Genomic DNA, 21,866 nt, shown 5'->3' with positions numbered 1-21,866 from the left:
TTTAAATTATCAACGTATAATTATTCCTAATAAGTACGTTTATCTTCGTAAAAAGGAGGATTCTTATGAAGTGGCAATCTCAACTCACCGTCAATGATACGCAATACACGTATATTGACTTAGCGAAAATCACCCAAGACTTAGGGGCTGATTTATCTCGCTTGCCCTACTCCATTCGAGTTTTATTGGAAAGTGTTGCTCGTCATCAAGACGAGGAAATTACAGAGGATTATTTACCATTTTTAGCGAACTGGCAGGCAGAAACCCCTACTGGTGTCGTGCCGTTCAAACCAGAGCGGGTCGTTTTGCAAGACTTTACTGGGGTACCCGCAGTCGTTGATTTGGCTGCCATGCGGGATGCGATGGTCGCTTTAGGCGGTGCCGCAGAAGACATCAATCCTGAGATTCCCGTCACACTCGTCGTCGACCACTCTGTGCAAGTCGATCAAGCCGGTACTCCTGGGGCGATCGCTTTTAATACGGAGCGGGAATTTGAACGCAATGCAGAACGCTATCAATTCTTGAAATGGGCGCAAGGTTCTTTCGACAATTTCGAAGTCGTACCGCCTGAAACAGGGATCATTCATCAAGTCAACATCGAATCGTTATCTGATGTAATCTTGCAAAAAACACACGAAGATCAACGACTGCTGTTTCCTGATACATTGCAAGGAACCGATTCTCACACCACGATGATCAACGGCTTGGGGGTTCTCGGTTGGGGGGTTGGCGGTATTGAAGCGGAAGCTGCGATTCTTGGCGAACCTTCTTTCTTCCCTACGCCTGAAGTCATCGGGGTGAAATTTATCAACGAGATGCCTGCAGGTACCACCGCCACCGATTTAGCACTAAAAGTAACTGAAGTGCTGCGGATCGAAAAAGTGGTCGGAAAATTTGTCGAATACTTCGGTCCTGGCTATCGTCATTTAAGTTTAGCTGATCGAGCAACGTTAGCAAACATGGCTCCCGAATATGGTGCGACTTGCGGTTTTTGTCCGATTGATCAAGAGACCTTGAACTACTTAGCAACGACCGGTCGCTCCAGCGAGCTGATCGAACTCGTTGCCGCTTACGCCAAAGCCAACCATTTCTTTTATGATGAAACGATCGTGCCGACCTATACTAAGACGATCACCATCGATCTAGCAGAAGTTCAGCCAGCATTAGCGGGCCCTAAGCGCCCGCAAGATCGGATTTTGCTTCCAGCAGTCCGTCAGGATTTTGAACAATCGGTCACGGCTGCCGTCGGTCCCAAGGGCTTTGGTCTTTCAGAGGACGAATGGCAAAAAGAAGCCAGCGTTACCTGGCCAGATGCTGCACCTGACAAATTAGTGACCGGCGATATCGTCTTGGCGGCGATCACTAGCTGTACGAATACGAGCAATCCCTTCGTCATGCTCTCGGCAGGCTTATTGGCTAAAAAAGCCATTGAAAAAGGTCTGACCGTCTCTCGTACGGTCAAAACCTCCCTTGCACCGGGCTCCCAGATCGTGACCACCTATTTGCAAAACAGTGGTTTGCTGCCGTATTTAGAGCAACTCGGCTTTTATTTAGTGGGCTACGGTTGTACCACCTGTATCGGAAATTCAGGTCCTTTAGAAGCGCAGGTCGCTGAAGCAATTGAGGCAGAAAATCTACTGGTGGCATCGGTTCTGTCAGGCAATCGAAATTTTGAAGGAAGAATCCATCCACAGATCAAAGCCAATTATTTGGCTTCACCGCCATTAGTTGTTGCCTATGCCATCGCTGGCAGCATTCGCAAAGATCTCACAAAAGAACCGTTAGCTATCGTCAATGACGAGCCGGTGTATTTGTCTGATATTTGGCCTAGCAATGAAGAAGTCAATGCTTACGTTCAAGAGTACGTCGGACCAGAAGCATTTCGCGCTGCCTATGAGCATCTTTTTGATGCCAATGAACGCTGGAATGCGATCGAAACCACCACGAGCGCATGTTATGAATGGGAGGAGCAATCCACTTACATCGCTCATCCGCCCTACTTTGAAACATTGACCAAAGAGTTGCCTAAACCAGATGTCTTAGCTGATCTGAAAGTCTTGGCAAAATTGGGTGATTCCGTCACCACTGACCATATTTCTCCTGCTGGCAGCATCAGTATGGATTCTGCAGCCGGAAAATTTTTACAAGAAAAAGAAGTTCCGTATCGTGAATTCAACTCCTTTGGTTCGCGGCGCGGCAATCATCAGATTATGATGCGGGGGACTTTCGGCAACATCCGTCTGCAAAACCAGCTAGTGCCTGGCAGTACTGGCAGTGTCACGCATTATTTTCCAACTGGGGAAACCCTGTCGATATTTGACGCAGCTATGAATTACCAAAAAGCTGGTCAAAGCTGTATCATTTTAGCTGGTAAAGATTATGGCATGGGTTCTTCTCGCGACTGGGCCGCCAAAGGAACACAATTGTTAGGCGTTAAAGTCGTCTTAGCAGAAAGCTTCGAACGAATCCATCGCAGCAACTTGGTCATGATGGGGATCATTCCGCTTGAATATCTTGCTGGTGAAAGTGCCGCATCGTTTGATTTGGACGGCAGCGAAACATTCTCGATCGCTTTGCCAGAAGAGCCAGTGGTCAAGCAGCTGATCGAAGTCACTGCGCAACGGATCGACGGAGGGACTGTCTCCTTTATGACCCGCCTGCGCTTTGATGCCCCTGCAGATATTCGCTATTGGAAGCATCAAGGAATTTTACCGATGGTCATTCGAAAAAAAGCTGAATTAGGAGGAACTGCCCATGCCTAACCAAACAACCCATGAAGCAACGACGATCACCATTCCTTACATTGCAGGAGACGGCATCGGTGCCGAGATTTGGCAGGCTGCGCAACCTGTGATTGATGCCGCTGTAAATAAAGCCTATGACAATCAACGCCGCATCGAATGGCTGGAAGTTTTAGCTGGAGAAGCCGCCTTTGAACAGACGGGGGAATGGCTGCCGCAAGCAACCATCGATACGATCAAGGCTCAACAATACGCCTTAAAAGGACCGTTGACTACCCCAATTGGCGAGGGCTTTCGCTCCTTGAATGTCACCTTGCGGCAAACGCTGGATCTTTATGCCTGTGTCAGACCTGTTCGCTATTTTACAGGGGTCCCTTCGCCTTTAAAGCAGCCAGAAAAAACCGATATGGTGATCTTTCGAGAAAATACTGAAGATGTTTATGCTGGCATCGAATTTGCCAAAGACGACGACGCAACGCAGCGTCTGATCCAGACATTGCAAGCAGACTTTGCTGTCAAGGCGATTCGTTTTCCTAAAACTGCCGCTATCGGCATCAAGCCGATCTCTTTAGAAGGCAGTCAGCGCTTGATCGCTGCTGCCATTGAGTATGCGATCGCTCAAAAGCGGCCCACGGTGACACTGGTGCATAAAGGCAATATCATGAAATTTACAGAAGGCGGCTTTAAAAACTGGGGCTATCAGCTTGCAGAGACCACATACGCCGACCAGTGTTTTACAATGAATCAATACAACAAAATCAAAGCAGAAAACGGCTCAAAGGCAGCCGAAGCCGCCCTTGCCTCGGCAAAAGCGGCTGGGAAAATCGTTGTTAACGACGTGATCGCAGACAACTTTTTACAACAGATCCTTTTGTATCCAGAAAAATTCGACGTCATTGCCACTTGTAATTTGAACGGCGACTACATTTCTGATGCACTTGCTGCACAAGTCGGCGGCATCGGGATCGCCCCCGGTGCCAATATCAACTACGCTACTGGGGCAGCCATCTTTGAAGCTACCCACGGAACAGCACCGGATATCGCAGGACTTGGCAAAGCCAATCCCTGTTCGCTGCTGCTGTCAGCGTGCATGCTTTTAGAACATTTGAACTGGCCAGAAGCAGCTCAAATCCTAACACAAGCCATTGAACAAGCCTTGCAAAGTCAACACGTCACTGCCGACTTCGCGCGGTTGATGCCAGAAGCGGTCTGTTTAACGACACAAGCGTTTGGTGAACACCTCCTTCAGTTGATCCATTCGTAAACTCAAGCTGTGATTGAGTCGGCATTTGCCTGCTCAATCACAGCTTGATTGCGTTTTCACCTTTTGAGAAACTATACTTAGAGCATGAAAGGGGGAATTCATTTATGAGTGAATTCAACATGAGAAAAATCGGTCAGCAGATCGCTGCCAAACGCAAAGAAAAAAACCTGACCCAAAGCAACTTGGCCGACCAGTTACTTGTCAGCTATCAGGCGGTCAGTAATTGGGAGCGGGGCAACTCACTGCCGGACATTGAAAAATTGCCGCAGCTAGCAGCGATTTTAGACCTATCCATCGATGAGCTGTTAGGAAAGCCAGCAGCTGCGGTGCAACATTATCAAGCGGGAACCGCACAGCCAGAAGAAATCGCCGAACTAGCTCCGCTGATCAAACCGCAAGAATTGTCAGCGTTGATTCAAGAAGAACCGTTTCAAGAAACTTCTTTAGATTTAGACTTATTGCCTAGGCTAGCACCTCATTTGACCAGCGCAGACTTGCAGCACCTGCTAAATGGTGCCGAGAATATCCCAGAAGAGGTACTGGAAGAACTCCTGCCGTTTTTGAAAAAGCCCCAAGTAGAAGAGCTCCTGAAAGGCAAGCACTATTCCATGGCTTTTTGGGAAGAGGCGGCGCCCTTTTTACCCCCCAACTTTTTGGCGGGAGAAATCAAAGGCTGGCTTGAAAATCCTGACTTCCGCTTTTCTGAGATTGAAGAACTGCTGCCCTTTTTACCTGCGCCGTATCTGGATGAACTCCTGCTGACCGCCCTGGAACAGCCAAACGTTGCCGCAGCAGAACGCTTGGCTTATGATGAAATCGAAGAACTGCTGCCGTTTCTGACAGAAGCAACGATCTGCCGGCTCGTTCAAGCACTGCCCTTCTCAACAGATGAGCTGGAAGAGATCGCCCCTTTCCTCTCCTCAAAGAACTTGATTGTCCTTTTAAAAAAAGGACACTAAAAAAACAAGATTCTTCTTTACTTTTGGTAAACCACCGTTTATAATTTCGTTAACCAAATAATTTATTTTTAGGTTAACGAAATTATTATTAGAGAGAAGGATTCGATGAAATTATCATTACGTGAACAAATCCATGCCGCTTTATTTGCGATCATTATTGCTGGTCTTTCCCAACTGACGATTCCATTAGGTTTGATCCCATTGACAGGACAAACCTTTGCGATCGGGTTGGCGGTGACTTTCCTCGGCACGCGAACTGGAACGATGGCGATCATCATCTACTTGCTGTTAGGATTGATTGGTTTGCCCGTTTTCGCTGGTTTTTCCAGCGGTGTCGGTGTTTTGTTAGGACCAACTGGTGGCTATTTAGTCGGCTTCCTCTTTAATGGATTGCTTACTGGATTGATCGTAGAAAAAACAGCGTTTCGCTACACAGGAGCAGTGATCGGCAATATTGTCGGTGCGCTGGCAACTTTGTTGTTTGGTACATTGTGGCTGAAATGGAGCACGGGCATGGCATGGCCGGCTGCCTTTAACGGTGGCTTTGTTCTGTTTATTATCCCTGGGATCATCAAAGCCGTTGCCGCAGCTTATCTAGGTATCTTTTTAAGAAACCGCTTGGCGCAACCATTGGCTTTACGTTAATAAAAAACACTCGCGTCATATGCAGCGATTCCCATCAGTTAGCTTTTTCGTCTAACTTTTGAAAATCGCCGCATCACGCGAGTGTTCTTTTTTATTTCTTCCCCTCTTCAATCGAGAGCTGCGGCCAAATTTTCTGCCACTGCTTCATCGCTTGGCGTTGTCGATAAACCGCAAGATACTGTTCATTTTGGGCAAAATGCGGTGTTGGACGCACCCGAAAACTGCAAATATCCTGCCAACCAAAAGGCGCCATCAATTCAAGCTTGCCTTGATTCATTCGTGCCGCTACCGCTGTACAACGCTCTGGAAACTTCGTTAAAGCATCGAAGGTACTTGTATAAGGCGGCTCCTCGGCAAAATTGTGCTGGTGCATCAACGCTTGGTTTCGAACCTCCCAAGGAAATTCGGGAAACGAACGGCGCAGTTGCGCTTCGATCGCTGCTGTTTCTTCTATGCTTACAGTCGGATCATAAAACACGACATCAATATCGGTTATTGGCACCTCCGCTATTTTTCCACTGAGAAACCCCCATAAATAATTCCGCAGGTACCCAGCACACAGCCAGCAATCCGACAGCTGCAACGCTTCAATGATCGTAAGCAGTTGTCGACATTCACGATTTTTTGCAAACAAGTTCTGGATCGCTTGTTCCTTCATTGGCGTCCTCCTCTAATGGGCTCAGGCTAGTTATTTCAAGGTCCAACCACCGTCGATGGGCACGATCGCCCCCTGCAAGTAACTAGCTTGCGGACTGGCAAGAAAAAGAGTCAGCGCTGCAACTTCTTCTGGTTGCGCCCAACGCTTGACCGGCGTCTCTTCTGCTACCCATTGCGCCATTTTCCCGTCACCGGCAAAATCAGCCGCATTCATCGGCGTTTGAATCGCACCGGGCGCGATGCCCTTCACCGAGATCCCTTGATCTGCAATATCCAATGCCAACTGTTTGGTAAACCCGACGATCGCGTGTTTTGCGGTTGTATAGGCGATCCCGCCCCCACCTGCGACCATTCCAGCGATCGACGCCATATTGATGATCGTTCCGCCGCCGTTGGCTTGCATCAGCGGCAAAATTTCTTTCGTTAAATAAAACATGCTGGAGACATTGGTTTGAAATATCTCCTCCCACTCCATTGACGTCGTCTCAGCGATCGTATGATAGCCGTCAAGTTTTCCTGCTGTATTTAACAAGACCGTGATACCGCCAAAGTGCGTCACACAAGCTTGGACCGCTGCAAGACAATTTTCTTTCACCGCTAAGTCACAACATGTGCCGAAAAAGCGGGGCTGGGCTAAAAGCGTATCAGGAAACGATTGGCAGTCAACACCAAATACTTGAGCGCCTTCTGCAAGAAACACCTCTGCTTGCGCTTTACCGATACCTGAAGCAGCCCCTGTGACAAACACAATCGTTTTGCCATCGATCCACGCTGCCGTCATTCCACGATTTTCCAATCTTCCGCAAGAATGTCGCAAACAGTCGGTGCGAAACTCGAGAATCCCTCATCTGCTGTTTTGATCAAAAAGTAAGGGGTGACTGGGGCATTGTCGTAGACTTCGCCTTCAACGAATGTCACATAAAGTTCAAAGCCGCCCCAACCTTCACGAATGATTTTTTTGCCAGCTTTTAATTCTGGTAAGATTTCTTCAAATGTCATGATTTTTCTCCTTTGTGTGTTTCTTCTAATGGTTTAAATTGCTTGGAAAATCAATTACGAAAACAAGCAGAACTCGTTTGCTGCGCTAATACGGCAGCAGCGTGATCGCTTGCGCCAATTCCTCTAAAAGATGCGCCGTTTTATAGTCCTCAAATGCCTCATGATGGTTTCGCAGCAGCGTCCGAACTTTCGTTGGAGAATATGCTTCTGCTAAGTGATTTTCCAAAACGAAGCGTCGGGTCAACTGCCATTCATAATAGTAGCCGAAGGGACGGCAATAGTAGCTGGTTCCCGCAAGCTCTTTTTTCTCAAAGCGTCGATGGGTATGCCCAAAGACGACTGCCCGCACATTGGCGTACTGATCGATCACTGCGCCAAAATCAGGCGACCCCAAAAACGCATTTAGGTGGTTCCAGCGGGCGTACTTGCCGGTCTGCCGCACAATAAACGCTTCTTGGGGCACAAAATGCGTAGAAAGAAGAATTTCTTGGTCTTGCGGCAAATGGGCCAATGTTTCCGCTAAACGCTCATTGATGGCTTGGCTGATCTCCTTATCCGATCCCTTTCGTTGAATCATGCGGTCATACCAAAACAAATTTTTCAGCCGCAAGATCTCAGCTTCACTGGTCAGATCAGAATATTGGTAGTCATACCAGCCATTGATTCCCAACAGCTGTGTTTTTTCTGATAAGCGATACGTCTGAAAATTAAGAAAGGCGGGATCATCGAAAGCCTCGATCTCTTGTTCCGTCAAGTCCACCATTTCATGATTGCCCCAATGAAAGGTCGTTGGCACCTGTCGACTTTGAAAAAATGCGACCACGTCTAATAGCCGTTGTTTTTTATTCGCCACATCTCCTGCCAGATGCAGATGGGTCACCTGATTTTGCTGCAAATAATCAGCGATCAGCTGCAGATGGGGATCAAATAATTGGTTGATATCGACGTGCAAGTCGCTAATAACCGCCAGCGTGCCCATCTCAGCGGCCCGCCGTCTGCTTTTCGATCCGTAACATTTGGACATCGTTAGCTAAGATCCCGCTATTTCCCACCAATTGCAACCGTTGATAGGTCGGTTCCACCTGCATCCGAGTCTGTTCTTCTAAATACACCTGAGCCCCTTGCTTCAACCAAATCGTGCCTAAGGGTGTCGTTAAAGGGGTGTCGTAGATCGCCAATCCTTCTTCTGGATAGCTTTGCGGCACGATGATCAGGCGAAAATGGATGTCCAAACGGCAGGTGATCTCCGTTGCAGGAAACGGACCAACGCCGTCTTCAAAATCCAAGTAGAGACGATCATCTGGCTGCACATAAGGGGTTATTTTTTCAATTGCTGCTGGCTCAATGTTCAGTTCCATGACGAGAGCCCTCCTTTACATGATACGTTTTTTCCATTCCTCAAGGGTGATGCCACGCGTGACTTCATCGATGATTTCTTCACCCGATTTGCGGGCAGCTGGGATCGTTGCTTCCAATTTCATCCCAATTTTCTCCATGACCCGTCCAGACTTGGGATTTCGGGCATCATGTCGAGCAAAAATTCGAATCAATTCGAGTGTTTCAAAACCGAAATGCAGCAGTGCCATTGCCGCTTCTGGCATGATCCCTTGCCCCCAATAATCGCGACTCAATGTATAACCGAGCTCAGCGATCTCTTTTTCTGATTCTACCCGCAAATCGATGGTCCCGATCATTTTTCCTGAGTCTTTTTCTTCGATCGCAAATTTTCCTAAGGGTGCAGCAACAAAATACTCGGCGATGCGTAGTTTTGTTTCTTCAACCGACCCATGTCTAGCAAAGACGAAGGTCGTCGTTTCTTCATCATTTGCATAGGCAAACATGTCCGCTGCATCTGCCAAGGAAACAGGACGCAAGAGCAGCCTCGGTGTCTCCAACCGTTGATTTTCTGCTAACAATAGCAAATGTCGTTCTTTTGTTGTCATAGGATCCCTACTTTCTGTCAATACTCTCTCACGATCGCACCCCTCTTTTGCTATTTGCTGGATATGCTATAATAAGCATAAGTAAACGCTTTGAGGAGGATACTTCAATGTCAGACGAATTAGAAAAACGCCTTGATACAGGAATGTATGGGACGCCTCGCGTCAACCCAGATGAACAGCGCAAGTATTTAGGCACGTTTCGTGAACGGTGTTATCTTAGTATGACAGTAACAGAAATGAAGAAGAAGGACAACCAGAAAACGCTCTTGAACGCCTTACCAGATTATCAAGGAGCGCTCGTGCTGCTTAATGGAAAATTGCCAGAATCGATCCAGACCGATTACATCACTTTACTGACCAAGCAACAGATGGAATTTCGGATCGTCTCCGATGCCCAAGATGCCGGTCCAGATAGTATCGGCTTGCTGATTGCTGGGAAAGAAGCCGTCAATGAAGACGTCATCGATATCGAAAAAAAATTCCCTGCAGCTGCCGCTCCATCGGATAAAGAGCAGGAACAACCAGAGAAAACGTCATTTTGGAAACGTCTTTTCCATTAAAAGGAGGAACTATCATGGAACAATCAACACCGCCCTACCTTTCATTAAAGAAAGAACTGCTTGATGCTTTGGATCTGCATATCGATTTGTTAAAAACGGCACCCACGATCGAATCCAGCCATCTAGATGGCGTATTGTTCATGATGCGCAGCTTGGGTTTTATGCTGGATCGCGCTCCGAAAGTACTCCTGCTGGAGGATAAGAATGAAATGAACTTTATGATGTTTCAATATTATAGCCTCCTGTCGGAACTGAAGTACAATCTGGTTTTAAACTTTCCCTACGCCTCGATTCAAGGCGTACCGTTATTGACCTTGATCCAACGTTTTCCTACCACGTATGAAAAAGAAATGAAACAATGGTGGGAAGCCCGAACGGGTCTCAAGGTGGAAGAAACAAAACAAACGATTGAGATCGCTGCTTTTGAATCCTAATAAAAAAAACTGCACACTTTGAAAGGAACTCTCCTTCCAAAGTGTGCAGTTCTTTGCTTTTTGTACTTCCATCAGCTCTCGAAGACTTCAGGGAACAACAGGCGTAAAACAGACATAGTTAAGCGTCGGCCTTTCCCGCTGTATGGATAAACGTGCATATGCATCGCTGGGTTGAAATTAGCTTCAATGATTCCATAAGCCCCCGGTTCATTGGCGGGCTTGGTTTTATCTGGAATAATCAGATCGATTCCGCTGATAGATGCTTGTAATGCGGCTACCGCATCGACTGCTACTTGTTTGTAATCATCGTTGAAGTCATCCGTCACATCGATAGAATCACCGCCAGTACTGATATTCGAGTTTTCTCGCAAATAAACGATCTGCCCCTCTTCGGGTACTGAATCCACTTGATACCCTTGCTCTTTTAACATCAGTTGTTCCAGTTCCCCTAATTGGATCAGCTCTAATGGGGTCCGATGATGGGTGCCGCGCAATGGATCAAGATTTTTCTCTGCGACGAGTTCCGTGATCGTGCGCTTGCCGTCACCCACGACATTGGCAGGGATACGTAGTAAAATCGCATCGACTCGCCCATCGATCACGAAGAACCGATATTCCGTCCCTGACAAAAAAGTCTCAACGAGGATCGAATCATCTTCCGCAAAGGCAATGGCGACCGCCGCTTGATAATCCGCTAAAGAGGCACCTTCTTTGAAAATCGAGATACCGATCCCATAGTTGGTGGTTTTCGGTTTTACCACAAACCCGCTGTGGGCAATCTGAGGATAAAACGCGATCGCTTCTTCTGCCGAAGCGAACTCAGCGCCACTTGGTACATGAAAGCCATTTTCGGCTAAGATTTTTTTAGTGACCGTTTTATTCGCCATGATCAATGGGACGATGTACTGATCCTTACTGGTCATATTGGCATTTTTAACATATTCGATGTGGTCTTTCACGGCTAATTTCAAGAATTGATCCGTTTCATCCAGTACCGACACTTCGATTCCTTTTTGGATCGCATCGAACAAGAGGATCTGGGTCGACAATTCCATTGCTCGAAAGCCAGCTAATTGATATGGTTTTTCCCAAGCAGCTTGATGATACTTTTGTCCCAGCACTGTTGCTGTCTGCGCTTGACTGGTTGCTTGACTTGCTGAGAAAAGACGTCCCGCGAAGGTTCTTTCTGGTTCAGCCAGCATTTCTGAGAGCTGATCCAAAAATGGTGGATGCGGCAGCTCAAGGGCTTGGGCAAAGTCCATCATTTCAGTAATCAGCGCTTGCGCTTCTTGCTGATAAGTCAAAGGTGCAAGCGGATGTTCTAATGCGACCTGATCATTTTTCTGATTGCCCTCTTCGATCCACGCATCCGCATCGCTGCCTTCTTCTTTTGTACTTAAAAACAATAAGAAGAAATGCAAGAATGCGACTTGCTCTTTGGAAATCCCATAGCGGGCAAAGGGATCGATGTCAATATTTCTTAACTCAATATAACGGATACCCGCTGAGGCTAAATCTGCGACCCGTTTTCCCCCACGTAGACGCACTGGCGCATAAAATTCTTTTTCTTCTGAAAGCTTTCCCGTCTCCACTAATTTGGCAATATCTGCAAGATAGGTCTCTAACGAAGCGTAAGATACCTTGACGTCTTCGTGATTCGTGTACCCATAGCGGCTATTGCGAATACTGCGGACTGGTTCTTGCGGTCCGTTTTCTGTCGTAAAATAATTGGCTTCTGAAGCAGGAGTCGCCCCAAAGAAATACGTCAAAAACCAGCGATAGTGCAAATAATTGCGAGTTACTTTCAAATAAAGTGCCGTTTTAAACGTCTGGAAGCTTTCCTTCGTTTCAGACAAAGCATACAGCTGCTGCAAAAAGTCTTCCGCAAATTCGAAATTGAAATGAATCCCACTGACCATTTGCTTGCGGCGACCATATGTTTTGGCTAAATAGCGGCGGTAGAGCACATCTTCAAATTGGTCTAATTTAGCAATGACGATGTCTTCTTCTTTTTCTGGTAAAGCCGGTGGCATACTCAATGGCCAGAGCATTTCTTCTGCTGACATCGAACGATACGCCACATCATGAATAGCCCCTAAAAAACGGAACAATTCATCCACGGAATCAGCAACGGGCGTAATCAGTTCCAGTTGGTTTTCGGAAAAATCCGTTTGGATATACGGATGGAAGCGTCGATTGCCTAACGTTTTAGGATGATCGGTACCTGCAAACGTCCCATCGATCCGCACCCGCTGCGCTTCACGCTCAATCCCGTAGCGTCCTTTCAATAAATAGGGAAAAAGCTCTTTATGTGATAACAATGTTTTTATTTTCATTCGACTGCCCTCTATGTTCTTCTACTAAATTTTTTCTCAAATGCTATTTCTTTCCATCTATTATAGTGAAAACTGGTGAAAAATGCAGAAATTTGCTCCTCACTTGTAATATCTCTTACTAAAATTACCAAGAATTTATAAAATACTTGAATAAATTTGATATTTACCTTCAAAATAAAGTATACTGCTTATAGAACAGTAAATTATTATGTCCATATTACTCTTTTTTGAAAGGAAGAATAGTGAATGAAGCCACTTAATCTTACCAAACGCGAACGTCAAATCATGAATATCTTTTGGAATTCAGACAAACCTCTTTCTGCAAATGACATTGCTGTCCAACAGCAAGATCTAAGCAAGAATACCATTCAAGCAGTCGTACGTAAACTAAAAAACCACGACTTATTGAAAGTAGCGGATATCGGCTACAGCGGTACTGTTTTGACTCGGTTGTATTCTCCGAATGTGACCCAAGAAGACTTCTTAGCAGCAGAATTGTCTGATCAATCTTTATTGAATTTGATTACGAACTTTATCGAAACCAATAAAGATATCGATACATTGAACAACTTGGAAAAAATGATCACTGAGCGCCAAGGGGAACTTAAGAAATAATCTTTCCCTACCGTTGAACTCGTTGTATTCTGCCTGATACTTCCCAAAGTTTTTAGACAGTGCAGAAGAAAACGAAGTCTTCAAACTGCTTTTCCTGATTTTTGGCAAAGTCGTGCATCGCTGTACCCACATTTGCCACGCCAAGTGTTCTCAGCTTTACGTCACAAGTCAAGCTCGTGGAAAGAGACGACGACCCGTTTTCTCTTCCCTTTGATCTCACAAAAGCAACAATAAAGGAGAGCCATGTGTAGGTGTATCACCTAACACAGGGCTCTGTTTTTTTATTCTTTGATCAAGCCTTTGAATAAGCCAACGACAAATTCATTTGGATCAAATGGTTCTAAATCATTGATGCCTTCTCCGAGTCCCACTAATTTGACGGGCAGCCGCAGCTCGTTACGGATCGCCAAGACGATCCCCCCTTTAGCTGTTCCATCAAGTTTGGTTAAGACGAGACCAGAAACATCCGTCGTTTCTTTAAATTGTTTTGCTTGATTCATCGCGTTTTGACCTGTTGTTGCATCCAACACGAGCAGGACTTCATGAGGGGCCGTTGGGTCCACTCGTTGAATGATCCGTTTGATTTTTTCTAGTTCGTTCATCAAATTGACTTTGTTTTGCAAACGACCCGCTGTATCTACTAATAAAACGTCAGCATTTTCTCGTTTTGCGCGCTCCATCGCATCAAACACGACTGCTGCTGGATCGCCTCCTGCATTGCCACGAACGACTTCAACACCAGCCCGTTCACCCCAGACCACTAATTGATCGATGGCACCGGCACGGAAAGTATCCGCTGCAGCCAATAAGACTTTCTTGCCTTCGGCTTTGAATTGGTGGGCTAATTTCCCGATACTGGTGGTTTTTCCAACACCGTTCACGCCAACAAATAAAATGACGGTCAACCCTGACTGCATATTCAACTCGTTGACTTCACCGACACCTGCTTCCCCATATAGGTCAACCAATTTTTCGATGATGACATTTTGGACATCTGCCGTTTTCTTCACATTACGTAGTTTGACTTCTTGCCTCAATGCATCCGCAATCTTCATCGCCGCATCAAAGCCGACGTCTGCGCCGATCAGCGTTTCTTCCACTTCTTCGAAGAAGTCTTCGTCCACCGTACGGAAGTTGGCAAACAATTCGTTCATCCGTTGCCCAAAGGTTTTCCGTGATTTCGTCAATCCTTTGGTGTATTTATCCTGCACACTTTCTGTTTCTGGCGCTGGTTGAAGGATTGGTTCAGAAGCTGGTACTTCCTCTGATGGTGTATCCTTAGCCACTTCTTCTGGAATACTTGGTGCTTCTTCTGGAATACTTGGTGCTTCTTCTCCTTTATTCGCTGTCGTTGCTTCTTGCTGCGGGGACACTTCAGCAGTTTCTTGCTCTGCCTCCAAATCACTGGAGTCGGCGGCTTCTGCAGGTGCCACTGGTTCTGAAGCGCCTTGTTCAGCAGGAGTTTGTGCTGGCTGGCTTTCTTCTGAACGCTGTGCCTCTGGTGAGTCAGCATCGACTAACGGTTTGTCGGTTTCTTGCTCTGCTTCTTTGGTTTCTCCAATCAGCGCTTTTTTGATTTTGTCAAAAAATCCCATCTTACGCACCTCCTTTTAAGACATATTCTTCAATCACTGCTGCCACACCGTCTTCTTGGTTTGAAACGGTGACAACGTCAGCTGCCTCTTTAATGATTGGCACGGCATTGGCCATCGCTACGCCAATCCCTGCATAGCGAATCATCGGCAAGTCATTTTCTTCATCACCGATCGCCATCACTTCTTCTTGCTTGATCCCTAAATCTTGCGCCAATAGGCTGATACCATAGGCTTTGGTGATTCCTTTAGGCATAAATTCCAACAGGTTATTCCGGCTTTTGATGATTTCATATTTCTCGCGGATCTCTGAGGAAATCTCAGGGATCTTAGGATCCAAGACTTCCTGATGGTAGGCGATCACCGCTTTATTATAGAGCATCGATTCATCCAGATCAGCTACGGCAAAAGGACGACAATCCAATAAAGGATTCAACGAGCCATAAATCGATGGATGCGCTGCTGAAGTGGGTAAACTCAAGACGATCTCTTCGGATACCACGTCTAAAGGCAAATTCAAGTCTTCCGCCACTGAAACCAATTCATGGATATCTGCCAGCTGCATCGCTGCTTTTTCAATGATCTCGCCAGTCTCATTTTTTTGAACCAAACCGCCGTTAAAGGTGATGCTATAGTCGCCGGGTTCTTTCAGCGATAATTCTTCTAAATAGGGACGGATCGCCCGTAATGGACGTCCCGTACAAATGACGATTTTTACGCCTTGTGCTTTGGCACGAGCAAGTACCTCTTTGTTGCGAGGAGTCACTTCTTTTTTGTCATTCAATAACGTTCCGTCTAAATCGATCGCAATCAGTTTAATCATATCATTCCTCCTCTATGCTTGATCTGCTGCAAAACTACCGCCTTCACGCACTTCTTCTAAGCGCACGGACACGGTCTTCGACACTCCAGATTCTTGCATGGTCACACCATACAACACATCTGCTGCCTCCATCGTTCCTTTACGGTGAGTTACGACGATAAACTGTGTATCATTTTGAAAAGCACTCAAGTAATGACCGAAACGAGAGACATTGGCTTCATCCAATGCTGCTTCCACTTCGTCAAGCACACAAAACGGTACTGGACGAACTTGAATAATGGAAAACAATAACGCAATCGCAGTCAGCGCCCGTTCGCCCCCTGATAGCAAGCTGAGGTTTTGCAATTTCTTGCCCGGTGGTTGGGCTTCGATCTCGATCCCAGTGTTCAATAAATCTTTCGGATCTGTTAAGACTAATTCCGCATGACCGCCGCCAAACATATTAGGAAATACTTGTTTGAATTGCAGACGGATCGCATCGAAGACTTCGCCGAAACGGGTTTTGACCTCTTCATCCATTTCAGACATCGTATCAAACAGCTGTGCTTTAGCCGACAGCAGATCGTCTCGCTGACTCGTCAAGAACAAATGCCGTTGATTGACTTGCTCATATTGTTCGATCGCATTTAAATTGACTGGACCAATTTGCTCGATCGCTTGTTTTAGTTCCTGAATGTCGACTTTGGCTTGTTCTGCATCCTCGATTTCAGGGAAATCTTGCGCTGCCTTTTCAAAGGTGAGATTGTATTCTTCTTGTAAATACAACAAACGATTATCCATCACCAATTCTGCGCGATTTTTTTCGATCTCAACTTCGGTTTTTTCTGACAGCTTTTCTTTTTGCGTTAAGTTTTCAGCACTCAGGGCTTCGTCTAATGCGCCGATTTCTTGTTGAACGACTTGACGTTGTTCACGAATCACCGTCAATTCCGCTGTTACCTGCTGCTTGGTTTTTGTGAAGGCTTCAATTCGCTGAAGAATGCTTTCTTCTGAAAACTCATGATCGCTGACGTTGCTTGTCAAGGCAGCTAACTGCCGTTCTAAGGAGAGTTGACGCGCTTCGTTTTCTTCTAATGCTTGATTCGTAGCGGCAATTTTTTGCTGCAAATGCGCCACTTGTTCTTTTTGAACTGCGAAAGCTGCCTGCAAGCGCGCACTTTCTTGTGCTAAGGTTTGGCGTTTTTCCTCGATCAAGTCTTCTTCGGCATTCATTTGATGAATATCTTGGTCGATTTTCGCCAATTGCGCTGCAATATTCTTTTGCTGTTCTTCCAAGCTCGTCTTCTTCTCATCATATTCCTCAAAGAAGGCTTGCACTTCGCGATGTTCAAAATCAAACACTTGCTGCTCTTGCTTCAAGCGGCTCAGGTCATTCTCAAGATTTTGTAAGCGGCTTTGCAGCTCATGCTCCGTCATGCGAGCCTGTTCTCCTTGCGTCCGCAATTCTTCTAATGCTGCTTGTGCTTCTTTGGTCGCTGCTTCAAAATGCTGGACTTGCTTTTCCGTTTTTAAAAGCCGCTCATCCAGTTGCGCCGCTTGTGCCGTCAATTGTTGCAGCTCGTTACTTTGGCTAAACAAACTACCGGCATTTTTCTTCGTTGCGCCACCCGTCATGGAACCGCCAGCATTCATGACATCCCCTTCTAAGGAAACGACCCGATAGCTATAGTTCAATGCCCGTGCTAACGCATTGGCACTTTGCAAGTCTTCGGCAATCAAGATACTGCCTAACAAGTTATCCGTAATCGTTTGGACGTGTTCGGGCGACTGGACCAATTCGCTGGCAACGCCGATAAATCCAGACACTTGCTTGGCTTGATTGCGGGCATAATCTGGCAAATGACGGGCTTTGATGGTCGTCAGCGGTAGGAAGGTTGCACGCCCCCCTCGATTTTCTTTCAAATACGTGATGGCTGCTCGCGCATCCCGCTCATTTTCAACGACGACATGCTGTGCAGCGGCGCCTAATGCGGTCTCGATCGCCACGGTATAGTCTTGCGGCACATCGATCAACTCCGCTACTGCGCCAACGATACCGCTGATCTGCTGTTTGTTTTTCAAAATCAAGCGAACGCCTTGATAAAAGCCGCTATAATTTTCTTGAATGTCTTGCAGACTGCGCTGTTTCGCTCGTACCTGCTGCACTTGACTCATTAACTGATACATTTTCTTTTGTTCTTCATCAAAGCGTTTTTTGTTGGTCTGAGCTTTTTCTTGAAGATGGATGTATTGCTTGCGTTGTTCTTCTAAAATCGCCTTAGCCTGCGTCAGCTGCTCTTCCACGATTTGCGCTTCTGTCGTCTTTTCTTTCAACGACGTATTCATTTGCGTCTGCTTGCTTAGCGCCGTTTGATTTTTCGCGGCTTCTTGTTGGTATTGACGCTCCAAGTATTTCAATTCGTTTCCGATCGTTGCCTGCTCCTGCATGGCTTCGACATATTGGCTACGCAACTCTTCAATGATTTCTTTTGCTGAACGTTGGTACTTTTCTTGCTCTTGCTGACACGCCAGCATCGCTGCTTCAACTTCCTGCACACTACGATTCTTTTGTGAAAGCAAGCCGATCAGTTCCGTTTTTTCTTCATTTAAAAGTGTGACCCGCTCTGTGACTTCCTCTAAAGTTTCTTGGTATTCGGCAGAGCTTTTTTGCGTATGCTTTGAACGTTCATCCAAGACTTCTTTTTGCCCTTCGGCTTGCTTCAGTCCTTCGGTGACCTCTAAAAGCTGCTGATTCAAACGCTCCAACGTTTCATCAAAAGCAGTACGTTGTTGCCGCAAAGAATGTAGCGACAGTTCCCCTTGGTTGATCTTTTCGGAAATCTGCGCCAGTTCTTGGTTAAAGGTACTCAGTTGAGCTTTGGCTGTCTCCCACGCTTCTTTTGCTTTCGTGATCTCTAAGACCGCATAGGCCACATCGACCGTCGTCAATTTTTCTTTTAACGCTAAAAAGCGGTTGGCTGCTTCACTTTGGGCTGCCAGAGGCACCAACTGATCTTCTAGTTCATAAATGATATCTTGTAGACGGCTTAAATTGTCTTCCGTTTCAAACAATTTTTGCTCGGCTTTCTTTTTCCGCTGTTTGTATTTCAATACCCCCGCCGCTTCTTCAAAAATCCCACGACGGTCTTCTGGTTTGCTGCTGAAAATTGCTTCTACCTTGCCTTGGGAAATGATCGAAAATGATTCTTTCCCCAACCCAGAGTCCATAAACAGCTCTTGGATATCCTTTAAGCGGCAAGCTTGTTTATTTAAGAAAAAGTCGCTTTCGCCGGTTCTTCTCAAGCGGCGAGTCACGCTGATCTCACTGTAATCCATCGGCAAGTAATGATCGCTATTGTCTAAAACGATCGTCACTTCCGCTATATTTAGCGCTCTGCGGGTGTCAGAACCTGCAAAAATAACATCAGGCATTTTGCCACCACGTAGATTTTTGGCAGATTGTTCTCCTAAAACCCAACGAATCGCTTCGGTAATATTGCTCTTGCCGCTGCCATTTGGTCCGACGACTGCAGTCACTCGATGTTCGAAATCAATGACTGTGCGGTCGGCAAAGGATTTAAAGCCGGCAATCTCTATTCGTTTTAAATACACTCCGCCAGTCCTCTCTTACTGTTCAAGATCCGCCAAGGCATTCGCAGCGGCGTCCTGTTCTGATAATTTCTTCGATTTTCCTTGTCCTTTTCCGATCAAGGTATCATCGCAATAGACTTCCGTCCAAAAAATCCGTTCATGGGCGAGGCCTGCTTCTTTGATCAAACGATAATTGATGGAAACATCGCCGCCACGCTGCAAGACTTCTTGCAAGCGGGTCTTGTGATCCATCTCATGGGAAAAAGCACCTGCTTTTACTTTTGGAAAGACAACTTTCGTCAAAAAGCCGCTGACACTTTCCAATCCTTGGTCCAAGTATAACGCACCTAAAAAGGCTTCAAATAGATCACAAAGCAAAGAAGGTCGTTTACGACCGCCAGAGTTTTCTTCCCCTTTGCCTAGACGAATGTATTCATCGAATCGGCAATCTTTGGCAAACATGGATAAACTGTCTTCGCGAACGATTGCCGCCCGTAGCTTCGTCAGCTTACCTTCGGGCAGATCTGGCAATTCGCGATACAAATACCGTGAAACGATCAACTCTAAGACAGCATCGCCCAAAAACTCTAAACGTTCGTTATCTGACAAGTGCAAGTTGCGGTGCTCATTCACATAAGATGAATGCGTAAACGCTTGTTCAAGCAGATCTACATCATGGAACACAATATCAAACTTTTCTTTTAGTTCTTTCGTTAATTGTGTATTCATTTGTCACATTCCTTCATTAGTTTATCGACACTTCCCTATTATACTGGTTTTTGCCGAATTATGAAATGTTTCCTCCAAATTCTTGGAAAGACTGTAATAAAATTTTATTTACTTAATCTTCTCCTGTATAAAAAAGCCTGTTTTCCTCAGATACCCGCAAAAAAACAGGAAAAAAAGACGTCCTGGAAAGGACGTCTTTTCATCGATCATTGATTAACGAGATTCAGCTGTAACTGAAACTGTTGCCCATCTGTTGTGGTCAATGTCATAAGCCCATGAGAAGTCTTTGACACGGTTTGAAACAGGCATTACTTGGTTTCTGTAAAGAGTAGGGATAACAAACGCTTCGTCTGCTGCATACTCTTGCCATGCATCAAATGCTTCTTTACGTTTTGCATCATCAAATGAATCTTTTGAGTCGATTGCATCTAGAAGTTTTGTATTTTCTTCAGATTCAAAACGAGTGTAGTTGAATGCTGCGTTCGGGCCGTAAAGTCCGCTTGGAGAAGGATCTGAACCAGTTCCCCATGCTGCTTGGAAGACATCGATCTCAGGATCATCGTTTTTCAACTTGTCATAGAAAGCTTGGAAGTCGATCAAGCGACCAGTTGTGTATTGTACATCAAGTCCGATTTCATTCCATTGTTGGATGTAGTAATCAGACAATGGTTGAGCCGTTTCGCCACCTGACATTGAAGCAAAGTTGATGGTTAATTTCTCACCATTTTTGTCTTCACGCATGCCGTCGCCATCGACATCTTTGTAGCCAGCATCATCAAGTAATTGATTTGCTTTGTCGATGTTCAATGTGTAGCCTTCTACTTCGGTGTTGTGCAGTGTGCCGAATACTGGTGGGATCAATGTCGTTGCATTTGAACGCAAGCCATTGTAGAAACGGCTTCCGACAGCATCGTTATCGATTGCGTAACCCATTGCTTGACGCAATGCTTTATCCGCCATTTTAGACTCAGGGTTGTAGTTTACTTTGTTTTCTTCTTCATTCCAAGTACCTAATTTAAAGCCTAGGTAAGTGTATGCTTGTTCAGGACGACCTAAGATTTGGTAGCCATCTACATCTTTGTAGGTTGGATACGTATCTGTTGGCATTGAATAAACAACGTCATATTGTTTTGCATTCAATCCTTCTACGATTGATGCTGAAGGAACAGCTTTAAATGATAATTTATCCATTTTAGGTGCGCCGCCGTAGTAGTACTCATTCGGTACGTATTCAACAGACTCTCCCGCAACGATATTTGACATTACATAAGGACCAAAGACAACTGGATTTTTACGAACTGGATCGCTTGATTCCATATCTTTGACTTCGATACCTTCAAAGGCATGTTTCGGTAAAGCAGATTCATACACTCCGCCACCAGCTTGCAACATACCTGGGTGAACTTCTTTGTATTGGATTTTAACGACTTTGTCACTTTCTTTGGTGATACCAGAAATAGTATCAGCTTTGCCATCATGGTAATCTTCCATACCAACGATATTGGTAAAGTTGTTATCATAGCGGATACCTGTGTAATCTTTATGACCGATTACTTCATAAGAGAAGATCACGTCATCAGCGGTAACATCTTCGCCATCTGACCATTTCAAGTTATCACGTAATGTGATCGTTGCTGTGTTGTTGTCTTCATCTAACTCAAGATTTGCTGCACCGCCGTCAACGATTTTGAAGTCAGAATCGTATAAGAACAATGTTTCATTACTTGGTTCCATGAAATAACTGTCATAACTGTCTTGATAAAACTCAGGTACGAATAACCCTTGGAACTGCGTATCCATCACTACTGCAACATCCAATGTACCGCCTTCGATTGCTTCTTCATCATTGCTGACTTCGACTGGCATTGTGCTGATATCTTCTGTTTCTGTCGCTGCATTACCGCCACCAGAAGAATCGGTTCCGCCGCCGTTGCTGCCACAAGCTGCCAATGCTAACACTGACAAAAGAGTGACCATACCAAAAATATTTTTCTTCATC

Annotated in this window: 19 protein-coding genes; 7 read left to right on the top strand and 12 right to left on the bottom strand. The window is 45.7% G+C overall.

What is annotated here, in order from left to right:
- The first annotated feature begins 65 nt into the window (after positions 1-65).
- The 4 genes from acnA (at position 66) to IGI77_RS01620 (ending at position 5,609) form a co-directional block, all read left to right on the top strand.
- Positions 66-2,762 carry an aconitate hydratase AcnA gene (acnA, locus tag IGI77_RS01635; protein WP_115231615.1) on the top strand — a complete coding sequence of 899 codons (2,697 nt, stop codon included), beginning with the start codon at positions 66-68 and terminating at the stop codon, positions 2,760-2,762.
- Positions 2,755-4,005, top strand: coding sequence for an NADP-dependent isocitrate dehydrogenase (gene icd, locus IGI77_RS01630; protein WP_438769276.1), 1,251 nt, complete (start codon positions 2,755-2,757; stop codon positions 4,003-4,005). The genes acnA and icd overlap by 8 nt, the downstream gene beginning before the upstream one ends.
- Positions 4,006-4,109: 104 nt before the next feature.
- Entirely contained in the window at positions 4,110-4,964 is an 855-nt protein-coding gene (locus IGI77_RS01625) for a helix-turn-helix domain-containing protein (RefSeq protein WP_074535380.1), read from the top strand.
- 105 nt (positions 4,965-5,069) lie between these two features.
- A complete protein-coding gene (locus tag IGI77_RS01620) occupies positions 5,070-5,609 on the top strand; it encodes a biotin transporter BioY (protein ID WP_005227150.1) in 540 nt (179 codons plus the stop codon).
- Positions 5,610-5,700: 91 nt separating this feature from the next.
- Here the strand turns inward: IGI77_RS01620 and IGI77_RS01615 are convergent, their stop codons facing one another.
- The 6 genes from IGI77_RS01615 to IGI77_RS01590 all read right to left on the bottom strand — a co-directional run bounded on the left by IGI77_RS01615 (position 5,701) and on the right by IGI77_RS01590 (position 9,208).
- Positions 5,701-6,267 carry a nucleotidyltransferase family protein gene (locus IGI77_RS01615; RefSeq protein WP_005227149.1) on the bottom strand — a complete coding sequence of 189 codons (567 nt, stop codon included), beginning with the start codon at positions 6,265-6,267 and terminating at the stop codon, positions 5,701-5,703.
- Positions 6,268-6,297: 30 nt separating this feature from the next.
- Positions 6,298-7,047 (bottom strand): 3-oxoacyl-ACP reductase, encoded by a 750-nt coding sequence (locus IGI77_RS01610; protein WP_438769275.1) that lies wholly within the window; start codon positions 7,045-7,047, stop codon positions 6,298-6,300.
- A complete protein-coding gene (locus IGI77_RS01605; RefSeq protein WP_005227147.1) occupies positions 7,044-7,265 on the bottom strand; it encodes a DUF2829 domain-containing protein in 222 nt (73 codons plus the stop codon). The genes IGI77_RS01610 and IGI77_RS01605 overlap by 4 nt, the downstream gene beginning before the upstream one ends.
- An 85-nt stretch (positions 7,266-7,350) precedes the next feature.
- Positions 7,351-8,244 carry a metallophosphoesterase gene (locus tag IGI77_RS01600; RefSeq protein ID WP_151195762.1) on the bottom strand — a complete coding sequence of 298 codons (894 nt, stop codon included), beginning with the start codon at positions 8,242-8,244 and terminating at the stop codon, positions 7,351-7,353.
- 1 nt (position 8,245) lies between these two features.
- Positions 8,246-8,623, bottom strand: a complete 378-nt coding sequence (locus IGI77_RS01595; protein WP_438769273.1) for an iron-sulfur cluster biosynthesis family protein — start codon at positions 8,621-8,623, stop codon at positions 8,246-8,248.
- Between the two features lie 15 nt (positions 8,624-8,638).
- Entirely contained in the window at positions 8,639-9,208 is a 570-nt protein-coding gene (locus IGI77_RS01590; protein WP_005227144.1) for a GNAT family N-acetyltransferase, read from the bottom strand.
- A gap of 107 nt (positions 9,209-9,315) precedes the next feature.
- Here IGI77_RS01590 and IGI77_RS01585 point away from each other — a divergent pair, with 107 nt between their 5' ends.
- Together IGI77_RS01585 and IGI77_RS01580 are read left to right on the top strand one after the other, a co-directional pair.
- Positions 9,316-9,768, top strand: a complete 453-nt coding sequence (locus IGI77_RS01585) for a YueI family protein (protein ID WP_010748630.1) — start codon at positions 9,316-9,318, stop codon at positions 9,766-9,768.
- 14 nt (positions 9,769-9,782) lie between these two features.
- Complete coding sequence (locus IGI77_RS01580; RefSeq protein ID WP_005227142.1) at positions 9,783-10,202, top strand: hypothetical protein; 420 nt, start codon at positions 9,783-9,785, stop codon at positions 10,200-10,202.
- Positions 10,203-10,273: 71 nt separating this feature from the next.
- Here IGI77_RS01580 and gshAB read toward each other — a convergent pair whose 3' ends face one another.
- Entirely contained in the window at positions 10,274-12,538 is a 2,265-nt protein-coding gene (gene gshAB / locus IGI77_RS01575; RefSeq protein WP_438769271.1) for a bifunctional glutamate--cysteine ligase GshA/glutathione synthetase GshB, read from the bottom strand.
- A gap of 246 nt (positions 12,539-12,784) precedes the next feature.
- Here gshAB and IGI77_RS01570 point away from each other — a divergent pair, with 246 nt between their 5' ends.
- Positions 12,785-13,153 carry a BlaI/MecI/CopY family transcriptional regulator gene (locus IGI77_RS01570; RefSeq protein ID WP_005227140.1) on the top strand — a complete coding sequence of 123 codons (369 nt, stop codon included), beginning with the start codon at positions 12,785-12,787 and terminating at the stop codon, positions 13,151-13,153.
- Positions 13,154-13,434: 281 nt separating this feature from the next.
- On the opposite strand, the gene ftsY is transcribed toward IGI77_RS01570, so the two are convergent.
- The 5 genes from ftsY to IGI77_RS01545 form a co-directional block, all read right to left on the bottom strand.
- Positions 13,435-14,748, bottom strand: coding sequence for a signal recognition particle-docking protein FtsY (gene ftsY / locus IGI77_RS01565; RefSeq protein ID WP_438769270.1), 1,314 nt, complete (start codon positions 14,746-14,748; stop codon positions 13,435-13,437).
- A gap of 1 nt (position 14,749) precedes the next feature.
- The gene (locus tag IGI77_RS01560; protein ID WP_005227138.1) at positions 14,750-15,568 is read right to left on the bottom strand and encodes a Cof-type HAD-IIB family hydrolase; all 819 of its coding nucleotides are present in this window, start codon (positions 15,566-15,568) and stop codon (positions 14,750-14,752) included.
- Between the two features lie 12 nt (positions 15,569-15,580).
- Positions 15,581-19,159 carry a chromosome segregation protein SMC gene (smc, locus tag IGI77_RS01555; RefSeq protein ID WP_016609185.1) on the bottom strand — a complete coding sequence of 1,193 codons (3,579 nt, stop codon included), beginning with the start codon at positions 19,157-19,159 and terminating at the stop codon, positions 15,581-15,583.
- Positions 19,160-19,174: 15 nt separating this feature from the next.
- Positions 19,175-19,867 carry a ribonuclease III gene (rnc, locus tag IGI77_RS01550; RefSeq protein ID WP_438769269.1) on the bottom strand — a complete coding sequence of 231 codons (693 nt, stop codon included), beginning with the start codon at positions 19,865-19,867 and terminating at the stop codon, positions 19,175-19,177.
- Positions 19,868-20,080: 213 nt separating this feature from the next.
- Positions 20,081-21,865 (bottom strand): oligopeptide ABC transporter substrate-binding protein, encoded by a 1,785-nt coding sequence (locus IGI77_RS01545; RefSeq protein WP_005227134.1) that lies wholly within the window; start codon positions 21,863-21,865, stop codon positions 20,081-20,083.
- Position 21,866: the final 1 nt, after the last annotated feature.

This window comes from Enterococcus sp. DIV0213h (assembly GCF_051711285.1).
GTDB lineage: Bacteria > Bacillota > Bacilli > Lactobacillales > Enterococcaceae > Enterococcus_D > Enterococcus_D casseliflavus.
This window is presented reverse-complemented; position numbering and strand designations above follow the sequence as displayed.